The organism is Rhodobacter maritimus (assembly GCF_058747975.1).
Genome location: NZ_CM179095.1, coordinates 283,872 through 303,094, shown reverse-complemented (window position 1 = coordinate 303,094; position 19,223 = coordinate 283,872). Strand labels below are relative to the sequence as shown.

Below are 19,223 nucleotides of genomic sequence, written 5' to 3'. Positions count from 1 at the left end.
GCACTGCGGGGCCTTTCCGGTTCCGTCAGGACTCAGTCCCGGCTTTCCGGCGTATCGACCGGATCGAAGGCATCCTCGGGCGCCTCGGCCATCTCGACCGGGGCGGCAAGGGCCGCCGCGGCTTCTGCCTCGGCGCGGCGCTCTTCGATGACCTTGCTGTCCCGTTCCGCCGCGATCTTGCGCACGCGGGTGGTAGCGCCACCCGTGCCCGCCGGGATCAGGCGGCCGACGATCACGTTCTCTTTCAGGCCCACCAGCTTGTCGCGCTTACCCTGGACCGACGCCTCGGTCAGCACGCGGGTGGTTTCCTGGAACGAGGCCGCCGAGATGAACGACCGCGTCTGCAACGAGGCCTTGGTGATGCCCAGCAGCACCGGCTCGCCCACGGCGGGACGGCCGCCGCGCGCCTCGACCTTGGCGTTCTCCTCGTCGAACTCCGCCTTGTCGATATGCTCGCCCTTCAGCAGCGTGGTCTCGCCCGAGTCGAGGATCTCGATCTTTTGCAGCATCTGGCGAACGATCACCTCGATGTGCTTGTCGTTGATCTTCACGCCCTGCAGTCGATAGACGTCCTGCACCTCGTCGATTAGATAGTCGGCCAAAGCCTCGATCCCCATGATGCGCAGGATGTCGTGCGGCGCCGGGTTGCCGTCCATGATGTAGTCTCCCTTCTGCACGAAGTCGCCTTCCTGCACCGGGATGTGCTTGCCTTTCGGCACCATGTATTCGACGGGTTCCAGCCCCTCTTGCGACGGCTCGATCGAGATGCGGCGCTTGTTCTTGTAGTCCTTGCCGAAGTGAACATAGCCGTCGATCTCGGCGATGATCGCGTGATCCTTCGGACGACGGGCCTCGAACAGTTCCGCCACGCGGGGAAGACCCCCGGTGATGTCCTTGGTCTTGGCGCCTTCGCGCGGGATCCGGGCCACCACGTCGCCGGCCTTGATCTCCTGCCCGTCCTCGATCGACAGGATCGCATCGACCGACATCTGGTAGGTGACCGGGTTCCCGGCTTCGTTGCGCACCGGCTCACCATCGGCGTCGATGATGATGATCTCGGGCTTGAGGTCGTTGCCCTTGGGCGCCGAGCGCCAGTCGGTGACGATCTTCTGCGTCATGCCGGTGGCTTCGTCGGTATCGTCGCGCACCGAGATGCCCGAAACGAGGTCCACGAACTTCGCCACACCCGCCTTCTCGGCGATGATCGGAAGGGTATAGGGATCCCATTCGAACAGCTTGGCGCCACGCTTCACCGCCTGACCATCCCTGACGAACAGCTTGGAGCCGTAGGACAGCTTGTGGCTGGCACGCTCTTCGCCCTGATCGTCGACGATCACGACCTGCATGTTGCGGCCCATCACGATCTGCTCGCCCGCGTCGTTCTCCAGGACCGAGGCGTTGCGGAACTCGATCTTGCCTTCCTGGCTCGCCTCGAGGAACGACTGCTGGCCACCTTGCGCGATGCCGCCGATGTGGAAGGTCCGCATCGTCAGCTGCGTGCCCGGCTCGCCGATCGACTGCGCGGCGATGATGCCCACCGCCTCGCCGATATTGACCAGCGTGCCGCGCGCCAGATCGCGCCCGTAGCACAGCGCGCAGACGCCCTCTTCGGCCTCGCAGGTCAGGGCCGAGCGGATGCGCACGTTCTGCACGCCCGCCGCCTCGATCGCATCGGCCTTGCGTTCGTCGATCAGCTCGTTCTTGCGCAGCAGCACCTCGTCGGTGCCCGGCACCAGAACCTCGTCGGCCGAGACACGGCCCAGAACGCGCTCTGCCAGCGGGGCCACGACCTCGCCGTCATTGACCGCCGCCGAAGCATTGATTGCACGTTCGGTGCCGCAATCATGCGTGCGCACGATGCAGTCCTGCGCCACGTCCACCAGACGGCGGGTCAGATAACCCGAGTTCGCCGTCTTGAGCGCGGTATCGGCAAGGCCTTTCCGCGCGCCGTGGGTCGAGTTGAAGTATTCAAGAACGGTCAGACCTTCCTTGAAGTTCGAGATGATCGGCGTCTCGATGATCTCGCCCGACGGCTTGGCCATCAGGCCGCGCATGCCGCCAAGCTGCTTCATCTGGGCAGGCGAACCCCGTGCCCCCGAATGCGACATCATGTAGACCGAGTTCGGTTCTTTCTCGGCGCCCGCGTCATCGACGCGCACGGCGGAAATCTCCTTCATCATCTCGGCCGCGACCGCATCCGAGCATTTCGACCAGGCATCGACGACCTTGTTGTATTTCTCACCCTGGGTGATGAGGCCGTCCATGTATTGCTGTTCGAATTCCTTCACCTGATCGCGGACCTCGTTCACGATGTCCCACTTGGTTTCCGGAATCACCATGTCGTCCTTGCCGAAGGAAATCCCAGCGCGGAAGGCTTCGCGGAAGCCCATGCCCATGATCTGGTCGCAGAAGATGACCGACTCTTTCTGCCCGCAATAGCGGTAGACGGTGTCGATGACGTTCTGCACGTCCTTCTTGCGCAGCAGCCGGTTCACAAGCTCGAACGGAGCCTTGGCGTTCAGCGGCAGAAGCGCACCCAGACGCACGCGACCCGGCGTCGTCTCATAGCGTTTGACGACTTCGTTGCCTTCTTCGTCGATCTGCTTGATGCGGCACTGGATCTTGGTGTGCAGATGCACGATCCCCGCGTTCAGGGCATGCTCCACCTCTTCGACCGATCCGAAGACCATGCCTTCGCCCGGCATGCCCTTGCGCTCCATCGAGGTATAGTAAAGCCCCAGCACCATGTCCTGCGACGGAACGATGATCGGCGCGCCGTTGGCGGGCGACAGAACGTTGTTCGTCGACATCATCAGAACGCGCGCTTCCAGCTGCGCCTCAAGGCTCAGCGGAACGTGGACGGCCATCTGGTCGCCGTCGAAGTCGGCGTTGAAGGCCGAGCAGACGAGCGGGTGCAGCTGGATCGCCTTGCCTTCGATCAGGATTGGCTCGAACGCCTGGATGCCCAGACGGTGCAGCGTCGGCGCACGGTTCAGCAGAACCGGATGCTCGCGGATCACCTCGTCCAGGATGTCCCAGACCTCGGGGCGTTCCTTCTCGACCAGCTTCTTCGCCTGCTTGACGGTCGAGGACAGGCCCTTCGCCTCAAGCCGCGAATAGATGAACGGCTTGAAGAGTTCGAGCGCCATCTTCTTCGGCAGGCCGCACTGGTGCAGTTTCAGCTCCGGCCCGGTCACGATGACGGACCGGCCCGAGAAGTCGACGCGCTTGCCCAGAAGGTTCTGGCGGAAGCGGCCCTGCTTGCCCTTGAGCATGTCGGAAAGCGATTTCAGCGGGCGCTTGTTGGTGCCCGTGATGACGCGGCCGCGGCGGCCGTTGTCGAACAGAGCATCGACCGATTCCTGAAGCATCCGCTTTTCGTTGCGCACGATGATGTCGGGCGCGCGCAGCTCGATCAGGCGCTTCAGGCGGTTGTTGCGGTTGATGACGCGGCGATAGAGGTCGTTGAGGTCCGAGGTCGCGAACCGGCCACCATCAAGCGGCACCAGCGGGCGCAGTTCCGGCGGGATCACCGGCAGGACCGTCAGCACCATCCATTCGGGGCGGTTGCCCGACTCGATGAAGCTTTCCACGATCTTCAGGCGCTTGATGATCTTCTTCGGCTTCAGCTCGCCCGTCGCCTCTTTCAGCTCTTCGCGCAGTTGCTCCGCGGTGGCCTCAAGGTCGATCGCCTGCAGCATCTCACGGATCGCTTCGGCGCCGATATTGGCGGTGAAGGCATCCGCGCCATACATGTCCTGCGCGTCGAGATACTCTTCCTCGGTCATCAGCTGGCCATAGCTGAGATCGGTCAGGCCCGGCTCGATGACGACATAGTTTTCAAAGTAGAGGATGCGCTCAAGATCGCGCAGCGTCATGTCCAGCATCAGGCCGATGCGCGAGGGCAGCGACTTGAGGAACCAGATATGCGCCACCGGCGAGGCCAGCTCGATATGGCCCATGCGTTCGCGGCGGACCTTTTGCAGCGTGACTTCGACGCCGCATTTCTCGCAGACGACGCCGCGATATTTCATGCGCTTGTATTTGCCGCACAGGCATTCGTAATCCTTGATCGGGCCAAAGATACGCGCGCAGAACAGCCCGTCACGCTCGGGCTTGAACGTGCGGTAGTTGATGGTCTCGGGCTTCTTGATTTCGCCATAGGACCACGAAAGGATCCGCTCGGGCGAAGCCAGCGAGATCTTGATCTCGTCGAACTGCTTCGGCGCCGCAAGCGGGTTGAACGGGTTTTGGGTGAGTTCCTGGTTCATCTGATATTCCTTGAATACGGGCAGAGGGGGTGGGGTGAGGGCCTAGGCCCTCACTCCTCGTCCTCCGCATCCAGGAGTTCCATGTTGAGGCCGAGGCCCCGGACCTCTTTGACGAGAACGTTGAACGATTCCGGCACGCCGGCTTCGAAATTGTCCTCGCCCTTGACGATCGACTCGTAAACCTTGGTGCGGCCGGCCACGTCGTCCGATTTCACGGTCAGCATTTCCTGAAGGGTGTAGGCGGCGCCATAGGCTTCCAGCGCCCAGACCTCCATCTCCCCCAGACGCTGGCCACCGAACTGCGCCTTGCCCCCCAGCGGCTGCTGGGTCACAAGCGAATACGGCCCGGTCGAACGCGCGTGCATCTTGTCGTCGACCAGGTGGTGCAGCTTCAGGACATACTTGACGCCAACGGTCACCGGGCGGGCGAACTGCTCGCCGGTGCGGCCGTCGAAGACGATCGACTGCCCCGAGGTATCAAAGCCCGCACGACGCAGCGCGTCGTTCACATCGGCTTCCTTCGCACCGTCGAAGACCGGAGTCGCGATCGGAACGCCGCCGCGCACGGTTTCGGCATGCTCGACCAGGGCCACCTCGTCCACGCCCGAGAAGACCTCGTCATAGGTCTCGTCGCCATAGCCGTGGCGCATCGCCTCGCGCACCGGGGTCAGGTCGCCCGAGCGGCGATACTCGTGCAGCGCCTCGTCGATCTGGATGCCCAGACCGCGCGCGGCCCAACCCATATGGGTTTCGAGGATCTGACCGACGTTCATCCGCGACGGCACGCCAAGCGGGTTCAGCACCAGATCGACCGGGGTGCCATCCGCAAGGAACGGCATGTCCTCCATCGGAACGACCTTCGAGACGACGCCCTTGTTGCCGTGACGGCCGGCCATCTTGTCGCCGGCCTGAAGCTTGCGCTTCACCGCGACGAAGACCTTGACCATCTTCATCACGCCGGGGGGCAGGTCGTCGCCCTGACGGACCTTCTCGACCTTGTCCTCGAAGCGATGCTCGAGCGCGCGTTTCTGCGCGTCGAACTGATCGTTCAGCGCCTCGACTTCCTTCGCGTCGTTCTCGTTTTCAAGCGCAAGCTGCCACCACTGGCCACGGCTCAGCGTGCCCAGAAGATCCTCGTTGATCTCGGAACCGGCCTTCACGCCCTTGGGGCCCTTCACCGCGGTCTTGCCAAGGATCAGGGTCTTCAGGCGCGCGTAGATGTTGCGCTCGAGGATCGCGAGTTCGTCGTCCCGGTCACGGGCCAGACGCTCGACTTCCTCACGCTCGATCTGAAGCGCGCGCTCATCCTTGTCGACGCCGTGACGGTTGAACACCCGCACCTCGACGATCGTGCCATAGGCACCCGGCGGCAGACGCAGCGAGGTGTCGCGCACATCCGAGGCCTTCTCGCCGAAGATGGCGCGCAGAAGTTTCTCTTCCGGCGTCATCGGGCTTTCGCCCTTGGGCGTGATCTTGCCCACGAGGATGTCCCCCGGCCCCACTTCGGCACCGATATAGACGATGCCCGCCTCGTCGAGGTTGCGCAGCGCCTCCTCGCCGACGTTCGGGATGTCGCGGGTAATCTCTTCCGGGCCAAGCTTGGTGTCACGCGCCGCCACTTCGTATTCGTCGATATGGATCGAGGTGAACACGTCGTCGCGGTGGATCCGCTCGGAGATCAGGATCGAGTCCTCGTAGTTGTAGCCGTTCCACGGCATGAAGGCCACGATCACGTTGCGCCCGATGGCGAGTTCGCCCTGATCGGTCGAGGGGCCGTCGGCGACGACCTGCCCCTTGGCCACCACGTCGCCCACCTTCACCAGCGGCCGCTGGTTGATGGTCGAGGACTGGTTCGAACGCTTGAACTTGCGCAGGCGATAGATGTCAACGCCCGCATCGCCCATGCCCAGATCTTCCGTGGCACGGATAACGATACGCTGCGCGTCCACCTGGTCGATGACGCCGCCGCGCCGCGCCATGATCGCCGCGCCCGAATCGCGCGCCACGACCGCTTCCATGCCGGTGCCGACGAACGGCGCCTCGGAACGCAGCAGCGGAACCGCCTGGCGTTGCATGTTCGAACCCATCAGCGCGCGGTTGGCGTCGTCGTTCTCAAGGAACGGGATCAGCGCCGCGGCCACAGAAACCAGCTGCTTGGGCGACACGTCGATCAGGTCGACGGCCTCGGCCGGGTTGAGCATGAACTCGCCGCCCTGGCGGGTCGACACGAGGTCGTTCACGAAACGGCCATCGGCGTCGAGCGTGGCGTTCGCCTGCGCGACGGTGTGGCGCATCTCTTCGGTGGCCGACATGTAGACCACGTCATCAGTCACCTTGCCCTCGACCACCTTGCGATAGGGGGTTTCGATGAAGCCGTATTTGTTCACCCGCGCAAAGGTGGCAAGCGAGTTGATCAGGCCGATGTTCTGGCCTTCCGGCGTCTCGATCGGGCACATCCGGCCGTAATGGGTCGGGTGCACGTCGCGCACCTCGAAGCCCGCGCGTTCGCGGGTCAGACCGCCCGGCCCAAGCGCCGAAAGACGACGTTTGTGTGTCACCTCGGACAGCGGGTTGGTCTGGTCCATGAATTGCGACAGCTGCGAAGAGCCGAAGAATTCGCGCACCGCGGCCGCGGCCGGTTTCGCGTTGATCAGGTCCTGCGGCATCACCGTGTCGATCTCGACCGAGGACATGCGTTCCTTGATCGCGCGCTCCATGCGCAGAAGGCCGACGCGATACTGGTTTTCCATCAGCTCGCCGACCGAACGCACCCGGCGGTTGCCGAGGTGGTCGATATCGTCGATCTCGCCCTTGCCGTCGCGCAGTTCGACCAGCCCGCGGATACAGGCGATGATGTCTTCCTTGCGCAGCGTGCGCTGCGTGTCGGGCGCATCGAGGTTGAGGCGCATGTTCATCTTCACCCGGCCGACGGCCGAAAGATCGTAACGCTCGGCATCGAAGAACAGCGTGTCGAACAGCGCCGAGGCCGCTTCCACGGTCGGCGGTTCACCCGGACGCATGACGCGATAGATATCCATCAGCGCCTGATCGCGGTTCATGTTCTTGTCCGCGGCCAGCGTGTTGCGGATATAGGGACCGACATTGACGTTATCGATATCCAGGACCGGGATCTCGGCGATGCCGTTATCCAGAAGCACCTTGACGCTGCCGCCCACAAGCTGGCCGTCGCGGTCGTATTCCGCGGTCAGCTCGTCGCCCGCCTCGACATAGATGAAGCCGGTTTCCTCGTTGATGATGTCCTTGGCGACGAACCGGCCAAGGATATGCTCGAAGGGAACCAGAAGCTCGGTCACCTTGCCCTCGTCGAGCAGCTTCTTGACCATGCGCGGGGTCATCTTCTCGCCCGCCTTGCAGATCACCTCGCCGGTGGCCGCGTCGACCAGATCATAGGTCGGACGGGTGCCGCGCACGCGCTCGGGGAAGAACTTGGTGACCCAGCCGCGCTTGCCCTCGGCGCGGTAGGAAACCGTGTTGTAATAGGCATCCATGATGCCTTCCTGATCGAGACCGAGCGCATAGAGCAGCGTGGTCACCGGAAGCTTCCGGCGCCGGTCGATCCGCGCGAACACGAGGTCCTTGGCGTCGAATTCGAAATCCAGCCACGAGCCGCGATAGGGAATGATGCGGCAGGCGAACAGAAGCTTGCCCGAGGAATGCGTCTTGCCCCGGTCATGGTCGAAGAACACGCCGGGAGAGCGGTGCATCTGGCTCACGATGACACGTTCGGTCCCGTTCACGATGAAGGTGCCGTTCGCGGTCATGAGCGGCATGTCCCCCATGAACACGTCCTGCTCCTTGATGTCCTTGACAGAGCGCGCGCCGGTGGTCTCGTCGACATCGAACACGATCAGACGCAGCGTGACCTTCAGCGGCGCGGCATAGGTCATGTCGCGCTGCTGGCATTCCTCGACATCGTATTTCGGCCTGTCCAGCTCGTATTTCACGAATTCGAGGATCGCGTTGTCGTTGAAATCCTTGATCGGAAAGACCGACTGGAAAACGCCCTGGATACCCTCGCCGTCCAGCGGCTTCTCGGCATCGCCCGAGCGCAGGAACAGATCGTAGGAGGATTTCTGAACCTCGATGAGGTTCGGCATTTCAAGAACTTCACGGATTTTGCCGTAATACCGGCGAATGCGCTTCTGACCAACGTAAGCTTGAGCCATGCTCGTCGTGACCTTTCGTCTCTTCGCGGGTGCGCGCCGTCGGGGCCCGGCACGCGCCGCATGCGAATGAAGGGGGTGCGGTTCCATTCATGCCCTCCGTCCCACCGGAAGGCTCCCGAACCGTGAACGCCGCCTTGGAGAAGGCTTTCGGGCGCAAAGCCCTCTCCGAGACAGGTTCGGCTGGGCCCGGGGTTGCCCCGGACCCAGCCCATTCAGATGATCGGATGCAATCGCACCCGGCCCGATTACTTCAGCTCGACTTTCGCGCCGGCTTCTTCGAGCTTTTTCTTCATTTCTTCGGCTTCGGCCTTCGCCGCGCCTTCTTTCACCTTGCCACCGGCTTCGACCAGGTCCTTGGCTTCTTTCAGGCCAAGACCGGTGATGCCGCGCACTTCCTTGATCACGTTGATCTTGTTGGCGCCGGCTTCGACGAGAACCACGTCGAATTCGGTTTTTTCTTCAGCGGCGGCACCAGCGTCGCCACCCGCAGCCGGGCCGGCCATCATGACGGCGCCACCGGCAGCCGGCTCGATACCGTACTCGTCTTTCAGGATTTGCTTCAGTTCTTGCGCCTGCAGCAGCGTGAGGTTCACGATTTGCTCGGCGAGTGCTTTAAGATCGGCCATTTTTCCGTTCCATTCTGATTTAGGGTTTCCAACGTCGGGCTTCATGTCCAACGAAGGCAATCGGTTGCGTCAGGCGGCTTCCCGCTCCTCAAGAGTCTTGAGGATGCCCGCGATGTTGGAAGCAGGCGCGCCAATGGCGCCGGCGATGTTCGAAGCCGGAGCACCGATGCACGACGCGATCTGAGCGATAAGCTCTTCGCGCGACGGCATGGCGGCCACGGTCTTGACACCGGCCGGATCCAGAGCGTCCTTGCCCATGGCCCCGCCAAGGATGGCGAACTTCTCGTTCCCCTTGGCATAGTCCACCGCGACCTTCGCCGCAGCGACAGGGTCCTCGGAATAGGCAAGTACGGTCATACCCGTCAGAAGTTGGGCCAGGCTTGCGCAGGGCTTGTCTTCAAGGGCGATCTTGGCGAGCGTGTTCTTGGCAACGCGGACGGACCCGCCGGAGTCGCGCATGCGCGCCCGGAGATCCTGCATCTGTGCAACCGTCATGCCTTCGTAATGGGCAACCACTACGACGCCAGAGCTTTCGAAGATCTGGCCGAGTTCCTCGACCACTTTCTCTTTTTGGGCTCTATCCACGGTTTCACTCCAAGTATGGGGGTTTCCCCCCGGCTCTCATTGTCCCCGGCCGAAACCGGGGTTCGGGTCCAAGTGGTTCCCGAGAAGATCGCCCGAGGCCAAAGGCCCCGAATTCGTCTCGTTCCCCATCTCAGGAAGGACATTAAGGGGTTTCCCCCACCCTCCGTCTCGGACAGGACGGGGCGGCATGCGCCCCGCCATTCGCCGGGTTCCCCCGGAAAATTCTCAGTTTCCGGTGGCCGAGGTCAGATCGACCGAGACACCGGGGCCCATCGTCGAGGACAGCGACACCTTCTTGACATAGGTGCCTTTCGCCCCGGTCGGCTTGGCCTTGGACACGGCATCCACGAAGGCGCGGACGTTCTGCGCAAGCGCATCTTCCGAGAACGACACCTTGCCGATGCCGCCATGGATGACGCCGGCCTTCTCGACCTTGAACTGGACCTCGCCGCCCTTCGCCGCCTCGACGGCCGCTTTCACGTCCATCGTCACGGTGCCGACCTTCGGGTTCGGCATCAGGTTGCGCGGGCCAAGCACCTTGCCCAGACGGCCGACCAGCGGCATCATGTCCGGCGTGGCGATGCAGCGATCGAATTCGATCTTGCCGCCCTGGATGGTTTCCATCAGGTCCTCGGCGCCCACGATATCGGCACCGGCCGCGGTGGCCTCGTCGGCCTTCGCGCCACGGGCGAACACGGCCACGCGCACGGTCTTGCCCGTGCCGTTCGGCAGCGTGACGACACCGCGCACCATCTGGTCGGCGTGACGCGGGTCGACGCCCAGGTTCATCGCGATCTCGAGCGTCTCGTCGAATTTCGCGCTCGCGCTCGACTTGATCAGCTTGACCGCGTCTTCAACCGAGACATTGGTCTTGTTTTCGAAAGCGGCGCGCGCTGCGGCCGTGCGTTTTCCAAGCTTGGCCATGGCTTACCCTTTCACCTCGATACCGATCGAACGCGCCGAACCGAGCACGATCTGCATCGCGGCCTCGACATCGTTCGCGGACAGATCGCGCATTTTCACTTCGGCGATCTCGCGCACCTGCGCGACGGTCACGGTGCCCGCAACCTCGCGGCCCGGAGCGGCCGAACCCTTCGGGCGGTTACGCTTGCCGACCGGCTTCAGGCCAGCGGCCTTCTTGAGCAGGAAGGATGCCGGGGGCGTCTTCGTCTCGAAGGTGAAGGACTTGTCGGCGTAATAGGTGATCACGACCGGAACCGGCGAGCCGGCTTCCATCTCCTGCGTCTTGGCGTTGAACGCCTTGCAGAATTCCATGATGTTGATGCCGCGCTGACCCAGGGCCGGGCCGACGGGCGGGGAGGGGTTGGCTTGCCCCGCCTTGATTTGCAGCTTGAGCTGCCCAACTACTTTCTTGGCCATCTGGCCTCTCCTTTGTCACTGTCGCCCCGAAGGACGAAGTTTAGTGGTCCGGTCCGGGTTTCCCCTCGCCTCCCACGGCTTGCACGTCAGGCGACTTTCGACACCTGCGTGAATTCCAGTTCGACCGGCGTCGGCCGGCCAAAGATCGACACGGTCACTTTCAGGCGGCCAGCCACATCGTCCACTTCCTCGACCATGCCCGAGAAGCCCTCGAACGGGCCGTCGGTCACCGAGACATTCTCACCCACCTCGAAGCGGATCAGGTTGCGCGGGGCGGCCTCGCCGGCATCCCCGCCACGCTTGAGCATGTCGTTCACCTCGCCGTCGCGCATCGGCATCGGCTTGCCCTGCGGGCCAAGGAACCCGGTCACGCGGTTGATCGAGCTGACCAGATGATACCCGCGATCGGTCATGTCCATGCGCACCAGCACATAGCCCGGCATGATGCGCCGCTCGGACGTCACCTTCTTGCCGCGGCGGATCTCGATCACTTCTTCCGTGGGAACCAGAACCTCTTCGATCTGGTCCTCAAGGCCCTGATCGGCAACGGCCTGCTTGATCTGCTCGGCGACTTTCTTCTCGAAGTTCGAGAGAACGCTCACCGAATACCACCGCTTCGCCATGCTCGCCTCAGCCTCTTTCTCACCAACGCCCCGCGCCGGAATATTCCCTAAATTCAACGGGTTGCCCCGCCTCACCCAGAACAAAAAACAGCGCGCATACCGAATCGATGCACGCCGGTTCCAGAAAAGTCACGTCGCTTTACCGCCCAATTCACCGGATATCAAGACCTTGAGCCGGAAAAGCCGGTTGCGGCCACGCGCTCAGCCGATGATGGCCGAGACGCCGAAACGGATGATCCAGTCCACAAGCGCGAAGAACACGGCCGTCAGGGCCGCCATCACGAAAACCATCGCCGTGGTCAGCAGCACCTCGCGCCGCGTCGGCCAGACGACCTTGGCCACCTCGGAGCGCACTTGCTGCATGAACTGAAGAGGGTTCGTCATCATTCGTCCTTTGTGTCACGCCCGCAGCGTCTTGCCCAGATACGCGCTTGTGCCGGGAAGTTCAAGGATCCCGCGCGCCGCCGCAACGCGCGACATCAAGATCCGGGCGATGCGGAGGACGGCCTGGCAGGGGCGGAGGGGCTCGAACCCCCGACCCTCGGTTTTGGAGACCGATGCTCTACCAACTGAGCTACACCCCTAGGCCGTGGGCGGGTGCTACGGCACCTGCGCGGCGAAATCAAGCGCGATTTGCAGCCGCAGCGCAACCATGATTGCTGGCAACGCGGCCAGAGCGGTGCTAGGCAATGTCCATGCCGCCCGAACCGCCCGCAGAGGACACCCCCGCCGCGATATTTGCCGCCCGCCCCTGGCGCGGCCTGAGCGATCCCGGGCTGGAGGCGGCGCTTGGCGTGCCGTCGATGCTCTCGCCCGAGGAAACACAGCTCTACTTCTGGCTGGCGCGGGACTGGTCCACCGGCGCGGGCGCCACGATCGACCTGGGCGCCTTCGCCGGCGGCTCGGCCGCGCGCCTGGCGGCGGGGCATCGTGCGGCGGCGCGGCCCACACCGGTCATCGCCTATGACCAGTTCACCGCCGACGAAAGCGTCAAGCAGCGCCTTCTCTATTCCGCGGGCATTCCCCCATTTGCCGGCAACGACATCCTTCTGCTCGCGCACCGGCTTCTGACCCCCTGGAAACCGATGGTGGAGCTGCGCGCGGGCGACATCATGGAACAGACCTGGAGCGGCGACCCGGTAGAGCTTCTGGTGATCGACGCCGCCAAATCGGCCACCCTTGCCGATCATATCGCCGTCCAGTTCTTTCCGGCGCTGATCCCGGGCCGGTCGATCGTGGTGCAGCAGGATTTCCTGCATCGCGTGCAGCCCTGGCTGGCGGTGCAGATGTTCCTGCTGGCCGATTACTTCACGCCGCTGGCGCGGGTGCCACGCGATTGCATGGTCTTCCTGTGCAACCGTGTCCCGCCGCCGCGCGCGCTTGCGGCGGCCCGCACGGTCGGGCTGGACGATGCGGCGATGGTGCGCCTCGTGCGCCGCGCCGCGCGGCTTTACCAGCCGCTGGCGGGGCGGTTCTGGTTTGCCAACATGGTGCGCAAGCTGCGCGCCAACCCGGGCGAGCGGACCGCCTGGAGGATGTGGCGCGAATAACCCCGACGCCAGGCGCAAAGGAAAAGGGCCGCCCGAAGGCGGCCCTGTCCCATCCGATCCCGAAGGATCACTCGATGATTTTGGCGACGACGCCAGCGCCGACGGTGCGGCCGCCTTCACGGATGGCGAAGCGCAGCTTCTCTTCCATCGCGATCGGGGCGATCAGCTCGACCTCGAACTTCAGGTTGTCGCCCGGCATCACCATCTCGGTGCCTTCCGGAAGGTTCACCGTGCCCGTCACGTCCGTCGTGCGGAAGTAGAACTGCGGACGGTAGTTCGCGAAGAACGGCGTGTGGCGGCCGCCTTCTTCCTTCGTCAGGATGTAGGCTTCGGCCTCGAACTTCGTGTGCGGCTTCACCGAGCCGGGCTTGCACAGCACCTGGCCACGCTCCACGCCGTCACGGTCGATCCCGCGCAGCAGCGCGCCGATATTGTCGCCCGCTTCCCCGCGATCCAAGAGCTTGCGGAACATCTCCACGCCCGTGCAGGTCGTCTTCTTGGTCGCGCGGATGCCCACGATCTCAAGTTCGTCGCCCACGTTCACCGCACCACGCTCCACGCGCCCGGTCACAACCGTGCCCCGGCCGGAAATCGAGAACACGTCCTCGATCGGCATCAGGAACGGCTGGTCAACAGCGCGCTCCGGCGTCGGGATGTAGCTGTCAACCGCTTCCATCAGCGCACGGATCGAGTTCTCGCCGATTTCCGGATCACGGCCTTCCATCGCCGCCAGCGCCGAGCCCTTGATGATCGGAATGTCGTCGCCGGGGTAGTCGTAGGACGACAGCAGCTCGCGGATCTCCATCTCGACCAGTTCGAGCAGTTCTTCGTCGTCGACCTGGTCGACCTTGTTCATGTAAACGACCATGTAGGGGATGCCCACCTGACGGCCGAGCAGGATGTGCTCGCGCGTCTGAGGCATCGGGCCGTCGGCCGCGTTCACCACAAGGATCGCGCCGTCCATCTGCGCCGCGCCCGTGATCATGTTCTTCACATAGTCCGCGTGGCCGGGGCAGTCCACATGCGCGTAGTGGCGCGTCGGCGTCTCGTATTCCACATGCGCCGTCGAGATCGTGATCCCGCGCGCCTTCTCTTCCGGCGCACCGTCAATCTGGTCGTAGGCCCGGAACTCCCCGAAATACTTCGTGATCGCTGCCGTCAGCGTCGTCTTGCCATGGTCAACGTGGCCGATCGTGCCGATGTTGACGTGCGGTTTCGTCCGTTCAAACTTTGCCTTTGCCATTTCGCGGGCGCCTCTGATTTAGGGGGCCTGGGACAGGCCCGATTCAACTTCGCGCGTTCCCTATTGGGTCAAGGGCGAAAAATCAAGCCCGCATCGTGCATTCGGGGCTTGGAGGGGCGCCCCGGCGCGCTATCCTTGCACCGATGTCCGCCCCCGCGCCCACCCGCCCCCCGATACCCGCCCGCGTGCCGCTGGCCACGCGGCCCTTGGGCGTGATCGGATCGCTGCGCGTCGCGCGGCGCAACCTGCTGGAACTGATCCCGGAAATCGCCACGCGCGCGCCGATGGTCTCGGGCTGGACGGGCGCGCGGTGGCACATGGTCATGGAGCCCGGCGCACTGCGCCGGATCCTGAAGGACAGGGTCGGGGACTATCCCAAATCGCTTGTCACCAAGCTGATTCTCGGCCCCGCCGTCGGCAAGGGGCTGTTCGTGGCCGAAGGCGCCGAATGGCTCTGGCAGCGGCGCGCCGCGGCACCGGCCTTCGCCCCGCGCAATGTCGAGGCCCTCGCCCCCGTCATGACCGCCGCGGCCGAGGCCGCGAGTGCGCGGCTCGCGGCAGCACCGGGGCGCGCGGCCGACCTGCATCAGGAAATGGTCGCGGCGACCTTCGAGGTCATCTCGGACGTGACATTCTCGGGCGACGAGGGGCTGGACCGCCGCGCGATCCATCGCGCGATCGACGCCTATATCGCGCAGACGGCGAAGCTGTCGGTGCTGGATATCTTCGGGCTTCCGGGCTGGGTGCCGCGGCCTGCGCGGCTGATCTCGGGGCCGGTCGTGCGCAATCTCAAGCATCACGCCGATGCCGCGATCGCCGCGCGCAGACGCGCAGGCCCGCGCCCCGTGCCCGATCTTCTAGACCTGCTTTCGGCGGCGCAGGACCCCGAAACGGGGCGGCGCATGACGCCCGGCGAATTGCGCGACAACCTTTTGACCTTCATCGTCGCGGGGCATGAGACGACCGCCCTGACGCTGGCCTGGGCACTTTATCTTTGCGCCATGGACCCGGCCGTGCAGGCCCGCGCCCGCACCGAGGCTCAAGCCGCCCTTGGCACGCGCGCGGCCTGCACCGCCGATCTGCCCGCCCTGCCCCTGGCCCGGTGCATCGTCGAGGAATCGCTGCGCCTTTACCCGCCGGCGGGCATGCTGTCGCGCACCGCGCAAAAGCCCGACCGCATCCTCGGACGCGAGATCCGCCCCGGCGATACCGTGATGCTGCCGATCTATGCGCTGCACCGCCACCACGCGCTCTGGTCCGATCCCGACAGGTTCGACCCGAACCGCTTCGCCGATCCCGCCCGGATCGACCGTTTCGCCTTCCTGCCCTTCGGGGCGGGGCCGCGCATCTGCATCGGCGCGGGTTTCGCCATGCAAGAGGCGATCATCATCCTGGCCACGCTGCTGGCGCGCCACCGCTTTGCCCCCATCGCCGGGCGCGAGCCGCGCCCCGAAATGATCCTGACACTGCGCCCGGCCGGCGGGATCTGGCTTCAGGTGCACCCCGCCTGAGTGCCTCGGGCGGATTTTCCCCCTCTCGGTGCACAGAATCATGCCTATAGTGCACGGGTTAATTCTTTCATGGTGGTAATCATGTCTTTGATGGGAACGCTGGCGAAGGTCGCAATCGGTGTGGCGGTCGCCAAGGGAGTTTCAAGCATGACGAAAGGCGCGCGCGGCTCGGCCAGCGGCGGGCTTTTCGGCGAGGCGCAGACCGCAGGCCGAAGCGGTGGCACCGGCACCGGGCTTGAGGACATGATGGGCAGCATCCTTGGCGGATCGCGCAGCAAGTCTTCCGGCTCGGCCGGCGGCATCGGAGATCTGCTTGAGGGGCTGACCGGCGGCGCAACGCGCCCGACGCGCGGCGGCGCGGCGCAGGGCGGCATCGGCGATCTGCTGGGCGGCCTTCTGGGCGGGGCGGCCGCCGGTGGCGCGGCGGGCGGGCTTGGCGATCTGCTGGGCAGCCTGACGGGCCAGGGCGCGGCCCACTCGAACGACCGTTCCTTCGGTGACATGCTGAACTCGTCCTTCTCGAACCGGGGCGAGCCCGAGATTGCCCCCACGGCCGAGCAGAACGCGGTTGCGGGGCTGATGCTCAAGGCGATGATCCAGGCCGCCAAGGCCGACGGCAAGGTGGACGCGGCCGAACAGAAAAAGCTTCTGGGCAATCTGGGCGATGTCAGCGCCGAAGAGCAGGCCTTCGTGCAGGCCGAACTGCGCGCGCCGATCGACGTGGCCGGCCTTGCGCGCCTGGTGCCCGATGGCCTTCAGGCGCAGGTCTACACGATGTCCGTCATGGCGATCGACCTCGACAACCAGAACGAGGCGCAATACCTGCACGAGCTTGCCCAGAAGCTCGGCCTTGATCAGCGCAACGTGAACCACATTCACGCCCAGCTTGGCGTGCCGGCGCTTTACGCCTGAGGCGCGCACAGGGGCGGGTGCCGCCCCTGATGCTCAGGTAAACCGGTTGTCGCGCGGGAAACCGCGCGGCGCCATCCGCCCGGCCGAGGCCCGCCTGGCCGTCCATTCGGTCAGATCGGTCTCGGTCCGCGTCCGTCCGGCGGGATCTTTCCAGCTCAGCCCGTCGGCAAGCGTGAAGGTGATCGCGTCGACCAGCCCGCCATCCTTGAACTTCTGCAGGCGCACGCCCTTGCCGCGGCCCATTTCGGGCAGTTCGGCAAGTGCGAAGACCAGCAGCTTGCGGTTCTCGCCCACGCAGGCGACGTGATCGCCGCTGACCGGGCGGCACACTGCGGTCCGCGCGCCGTCGCGCAGGTTGAGCACCTGCTTGCCCGCACGGGTCTGTGCCACGACCTCGTCGGCAGGCACGACGAACCCGTCCCCCTCGCTTGATGCGACAAGGAATTTCTGGCCCGGACGATACAGCACCAGCGTGCAGACCTCGGCCTCGTTGGGCAGGTCGACCATCAGGCGCACCGGCTCTCCCATGCCGCGCCCGCCGGGCAGGTTGGCCCCCAGAAGCGTGTAGAACCGCCCGTTCGAGCCCACGATCAGGATCCGGTCGGTGGTTTCGGCATGCAGCACGAATTGCGGCCCGTCGCCATCCTTGAACTTGACCTCGGCATCCAGCGGCTGGTGGCCCTTCATCGCGCGCACCCAGCCCATCTTCGACAGGATCACGGTGATGGGTTCGCGGTCGATCATCGCCTCGATCGGCACTTCCTCGACCTCGCCGGCCTCGGCGAAACCGGTGCGCCGCGCGCCGCCGGGGGCATCCTTGCCGAACTGCTTCTGCACATCGCGCAGCTGCGCACCGATCTTCTTCCACTGCGCAGAGGCACTGGCCAGAAGATCCTCGAGCCCGGCCCGTTCCACCAGAAGCGCCTCGCGCTCGCGCTTCAGCTCCATCTCTTCCAGGCGGCGCAGGCTGCGCAGGCGCATGTTCAGGATCGCCTCGGCCTGCACATCGGTCAGATCGAACTCGGCCATCATGACGGGTTTCGGCTCATCCTCGGTGCGGATGATCTCGATCACCCGGTCGAGGTTGAGATAGGCGATGATATAGCCTTCCAGCACCTCGAGCCGCGCGTCGATCTTGTCCAGCCGGTGCTGCGACCGGCGGATCAGCACCTCGCGGCGGTGATCGAGGAAGGCGCGCAGAACCTCCTTGAGGCTGCACACCTTCGGCACCTTGCCGTCGATCAGCACGTTCATGTTCAGGCTGAAGCGCAGCTCAAGGTCCGAGTTGCGAAACAGCATCCCCATCAGCATGTCCGGATCGACCGTGCGCGACCGCGGGTCCAGGACGATGCGCACATCCTCGGCGCTTTCGTCGCGCACATCGGCCAGTGCGGGCACCTTCTTGGTCTGGATCAGCTCGGCCAGGCGCTCGATCAGCTTGGACTTCTGGACCTGATAGGGGATCTCGGTCACGACGATCTGGTAGCCGCCGCGCCCGGTCTCTTCTTTCTGCCAGCGGGCGCGCAGGCGGAACGCGCCGCGCCCCGTGCGATAGCTTTCCACGATGCTTTCGCGTGGCTCGACCAGCACGCCGCCGGTCGGGAAATCGGGGCCGGGAACCAGATCGACAAGCGCCTCGTCCGTCATGTCGGGCGTCTTGATCATGGCCAGCAGCGCATCGACCAGCTCATGCAGGTTATGCGGCGGAATATTCGTCGCCATACCCACGGCGATGCCGCTTGCGCCATTGGCCAGAAGGTTTGGGAACGCGGCGGGCAGCACCACCGGCTCTTCGAGCGTGCCGTCATAGTTCGGGCGGTAATCGACCGCGTTTTCGGCCAGCCCGTCCAGAAGCGCCTCGGACGGATGCGCAAGGCGGGCCTCGGTGTAGCGGCTGGCGGCGGGGTTGTCGCCGTCAATATTGCCGAAGTTGCCCTGCCCGTCCACAAGCGGGTAGCGCATGGCGAAATCCTGCGCGAGCCGCGCCATCGCATCATAGATCGCGGCATCGCCATGCGGGTGATAGTTGCCCATCACATCGCCCGAGATCTTGGCCGATTTGCGGAACCCCCCCGTGGGCGACAGTTTGAGTTCCCGCATCGCAAACAGGATACGCCGGTGCACCGGCTTCAACCCGTCGCGCGCGTCGGGCAGCGCGCGGTGCATGATCGTCGAGAGCGCATAGGTCAGATAGCGCTCGCCGATGGCGCGGCTCAACGGTTCGGATACGGTGGCAAGGGGCTGGGGATCGTCATTCTCGCTCATGCGGACGGGTGTAAAGCGGGCGTCTGGCACGGTCCAGCGGGAAAAACGGTCCCCGCGGAACCAATTTGGC

The 19,223-nt window shown here is 64.6% G+C and carries 13 protein-coding genes and 1 tRNA gene; 3 read left to right on the top strand and 11 right to left on the bottom strand.

Annotated elements, in window-relative coordinates:
- Window positions 1–32: 32 nt before the first annotated feature.
- From rpoC to AC4PTO_RS01425, 9 genes are all read right to left on the bottom strand, one after another.
- Window positions 33–4,271, bottom strand: coding sequence for a DNA-directed RNA polymerase subunit beta' (gene rpoC, locus AC4PTO_RS01465; protein ID WP_492731214.1), 4,239 nt, complete (start codon window positions 4,269–4,271; stop codon window positions 33–35).
- Between the two features lie 50 nt (window positions 4,272–4,321).
- Window positions 4,322–8,458: a DNA-directed RNA polymerase subunit beta gene (rpoB, locus tag AC4PTO_RS01460; protein WP_492731212.1), complete on the bottom strand. Its 4,137-nt coding sequence runs from the start codon at window positions 8,456–8,458 to the stop codon at window positions 4,322–4,324.
- Between the two features lie 245 nt (window positions 8,459–8,703).
- A complete protein-coding gene (gene rplL / locus AC4PTO_RS01455) occupies window positions 8,704–9,084 on the bottom strand; it encodes a 50S ribosomal protein L7/L12 (RefSeq protein ID WP_492731210.1) in 381 nt (126 codons plus the stop codon).
- Between the two features lie 69 nt (window positions 9,085–9,153).
- The gene (gene rplJ, locus AC4PTO_RS01450) at window positions 9,154–9,669 is read right to left on the bottom strand and encodes a 50S ribosomal protein L10 (RefSeq protein WP_492731209.1); all 516 of its coding nucleotides are present in this window, start codon (window positions 9,667–9,669) and stop codon (window positions 9,154–9,156) included.
- Window positions 9,670–9,894: 225 nt separating this feature from the next.
- Complete coding sequence (rplA, locus tag AC4PTO_RS01445; protein ID WP_492731207.1) at window positions 9,895–10,593, bottom strand: 50S ribosomal protein L1; 699 nt, start codon at window positions 10,591–10,593, stop codon at window positions 9,895–9,897.
- A 3-nt stretch (window positions 10,594–10,596) separates the two neighbouring features.
- Window positions 10,597–11,049, bottom strand: a complete 453-nt coding sequence (gene rplK / locus AC4PTO_RS01440; RefSeq protein WP_492731205.1) for a 50S ribosomal protein L11 — start codon at window positions 11,047–11,049, stop codon at window positions 10,597–10,599.
- A gap of 86 nt (window positions 11,050–11,135) precedes the next feature.
- Entirely contained in the window at window positions 11,136–11,672 is a 537-nt protein-coding gene (nusG, locus tag AC4PTO_RS01435) for a transcription termination/antitermination protein NusG (protein ID WP_492731203.1), read from the bottom strand.
- A 201-nt stretch (window positions 11,673–11,873) separates the two neighbouring features.
- The gene (gene secE, locus AC4PTO_RS01430) at window positions 11,874–12,056 is read right to left on the bottom strand and encodes a preprotein translocase subunit SecE (protein WP_492731201.1); all 183 of its coding nucleotides are present in this window, start codon (window positions 12,054–12,056) and stop codon (window positions 11,874–11,876) included.
- Window positions 12,057–12,180: 124 nt separating this feature from the next.
- Window positions 12,181–12,256, bottom strand: a tRNA-Trp gene (locus AC4PTO_RS01425).
- A 111-nt stretch (window positions 12,257–12,367) separates the two neighbouring features.
- On the opposite strand from AC4PTO_RS01425, the gene AC4PTO_RS01420 reads away from it, so the two are divergent.
- On the top strand, window positions 12,368–13,222 hold the full coding sequence (locus tag AC4PTO_RS01420) for a hypothetical protein (RefSeq protein ID WP_492731199.1): 855 nt from the start codon (window positions 12,368–12,370) through the stop codon (window positions 13,220–13,222).
- A 67-nt stretch (window positions 13,223–13,289) separates the two neighbouring features.
- Here the strand turns inward: AC4PTO_RS01420 and tuf are convergent, their stop codons facing one another.
- Window positions 13,290–14,465 (bottom strand): elongation factor Tu, encoded by a 1,176-nt coding sequence (gene tuf, locus AC4PTO_RS01415; protein WP_492731197.1) that lies wholly within the window; start codon window positions 14,463–14,465, stop codon window positions 13,290–13,292.
- Window positions 14,466–14,608: 143 nt separating this feature from the next.
- On the opposite strand from tuf, the gene AC4PTO_RS01410 reads away from it, so the two are divergent.
- Together AC4PTO_RS01410 and AC4PTO_RS01405 are read left to right on the top strand one after the other, a co-directional pair.
- Entirely contained in the window at window positions 14,609–15,976 is a 1,368-nt protein-coding gene (locus AC4PTO_RS01410; protein WP_492731196.1) for a cytochrome P450, read from the top strand.
- Window positions 15,977–16,057: 81 nt separating this feature from the next.
- A complete protein-coding gene (locus AC4PTO_RS01405; RefSeq protein ID WP_492731194.1) occupies window positions 16,058–16,888 on the top strand; it encodes a DUF533 domain-containing protein in 831 nt (276 codons plus the stop codon).
- A 33-nt stretch (window positions 16,889–16,921) separates the two neighbouring features.
- Here AC4PTO_RS01405 and parC read toward each other — a convergent pair whose 3' ends face one another.
- The gene (parC, locus tag AC4PTO_RS01400) at window positions 16,922–19,153 is read right to left on the bottom strand and encodes a DNA topoisomerase IV subunit A (protein ID WP_492731192.1); all 2,232 of its coding nucleotides are present in this window, start codon (window positions 19,151–19,153) and stop codon (window positions 16,922–16,924) included.
- Window positions 19,154–19,223: the final 70 nt, after the last annotated feature.

What these genes read in the sequence shown, in the direction of transcription:
- rpoC (WP_492731214.1), bottom strand. Translation starts at nt 4,271, where the DNA reads ATGAACCAGGAACTCACCCAAAACCCGTTCAACCCGCTTGCGGCGCCG.
- rpoB (WP_492731212.1), bottom strand. Translation starts at nt 8,458, where the DNA reads ATGGCTCAAGCTTACGTTGGTCAGAAGCGCATTCGCCGGTATTACGGC.
- rplL (WP_492731210.1), bottom strand. Translation starts at nt 9,084, where the DNA reads ATGGCCGATCTTAAAGCACTCGCCGAGCAAATCGTGAACCTCACGCTG.
- rplA (WP_492731207.1), bottom strand. Translation starts at nt 10,593, where the DNA reads ATGGCCAAGCTTGGAAAACGCACGGCCGCAGCGCGCGCCGCTTTCGAA.
- rplK (WP_492731205.1), bottom strand. Translation starts at nt 11,049, where the DNA reads ATGGCCAAGAAAGTAGTTGGGCAGCTCAAGCTGCAAATCAAGGCGGGG.
- nusG (WP_492731203.1), bottom strand. Translation starts at nt 11,672, where the DNA reads ATGGCGAAGCGGTGGTATTCGGTGAGCGTTCTCTCGAACTTCGAGAAG.
- secE (WP_492731201.1), bottom strand. Translation starts at nt 12,056, where the DNA reads ATGACGAACCCTCTTCAGTTCATGCAGCAAGTGCGCTCCGAGGTGGCC.
- AC4PTO_RS01420 (WP_492731199.1), top strand. Translation starts at nt 12,368, where the DNA reads ATGCCGCCCGAACCGCCCGCAGAGGACACCCCCGCCGCGATATTTGCC.
- tuf (WP_492731197.1), bottom strand. Translation starts at nt 14,465, where the DNA reads ATGGCAAAGGCAAAGTTTGAACGGACGAAACCGCACGTCAACATCGGC.
- AC4PTO_RS01410 (WP_492731196.1), top strand. Translation starts at nt 14,609, where the DNA reads ATGTCCGCCCCCGCGCCCACCCGCCCCCCGATACCCGCCCGCGTGCCG.
- AC4PTO_RS01405 (WP_492731194.1), top strand. Translation starts at nt 16,058, where the DNA reads ATGTCTTTGATGGGAACGCTGGCGAAGGTCGCAATCGGTGTGGCGGTC.
- parC (WP_492731192.1), bottom strand. Translation starts at nt 19,153, where the DNA reads ATGAGCGAGAATGACGATCCCCAGCCCCTTGCCACCGTATCCGAACCG.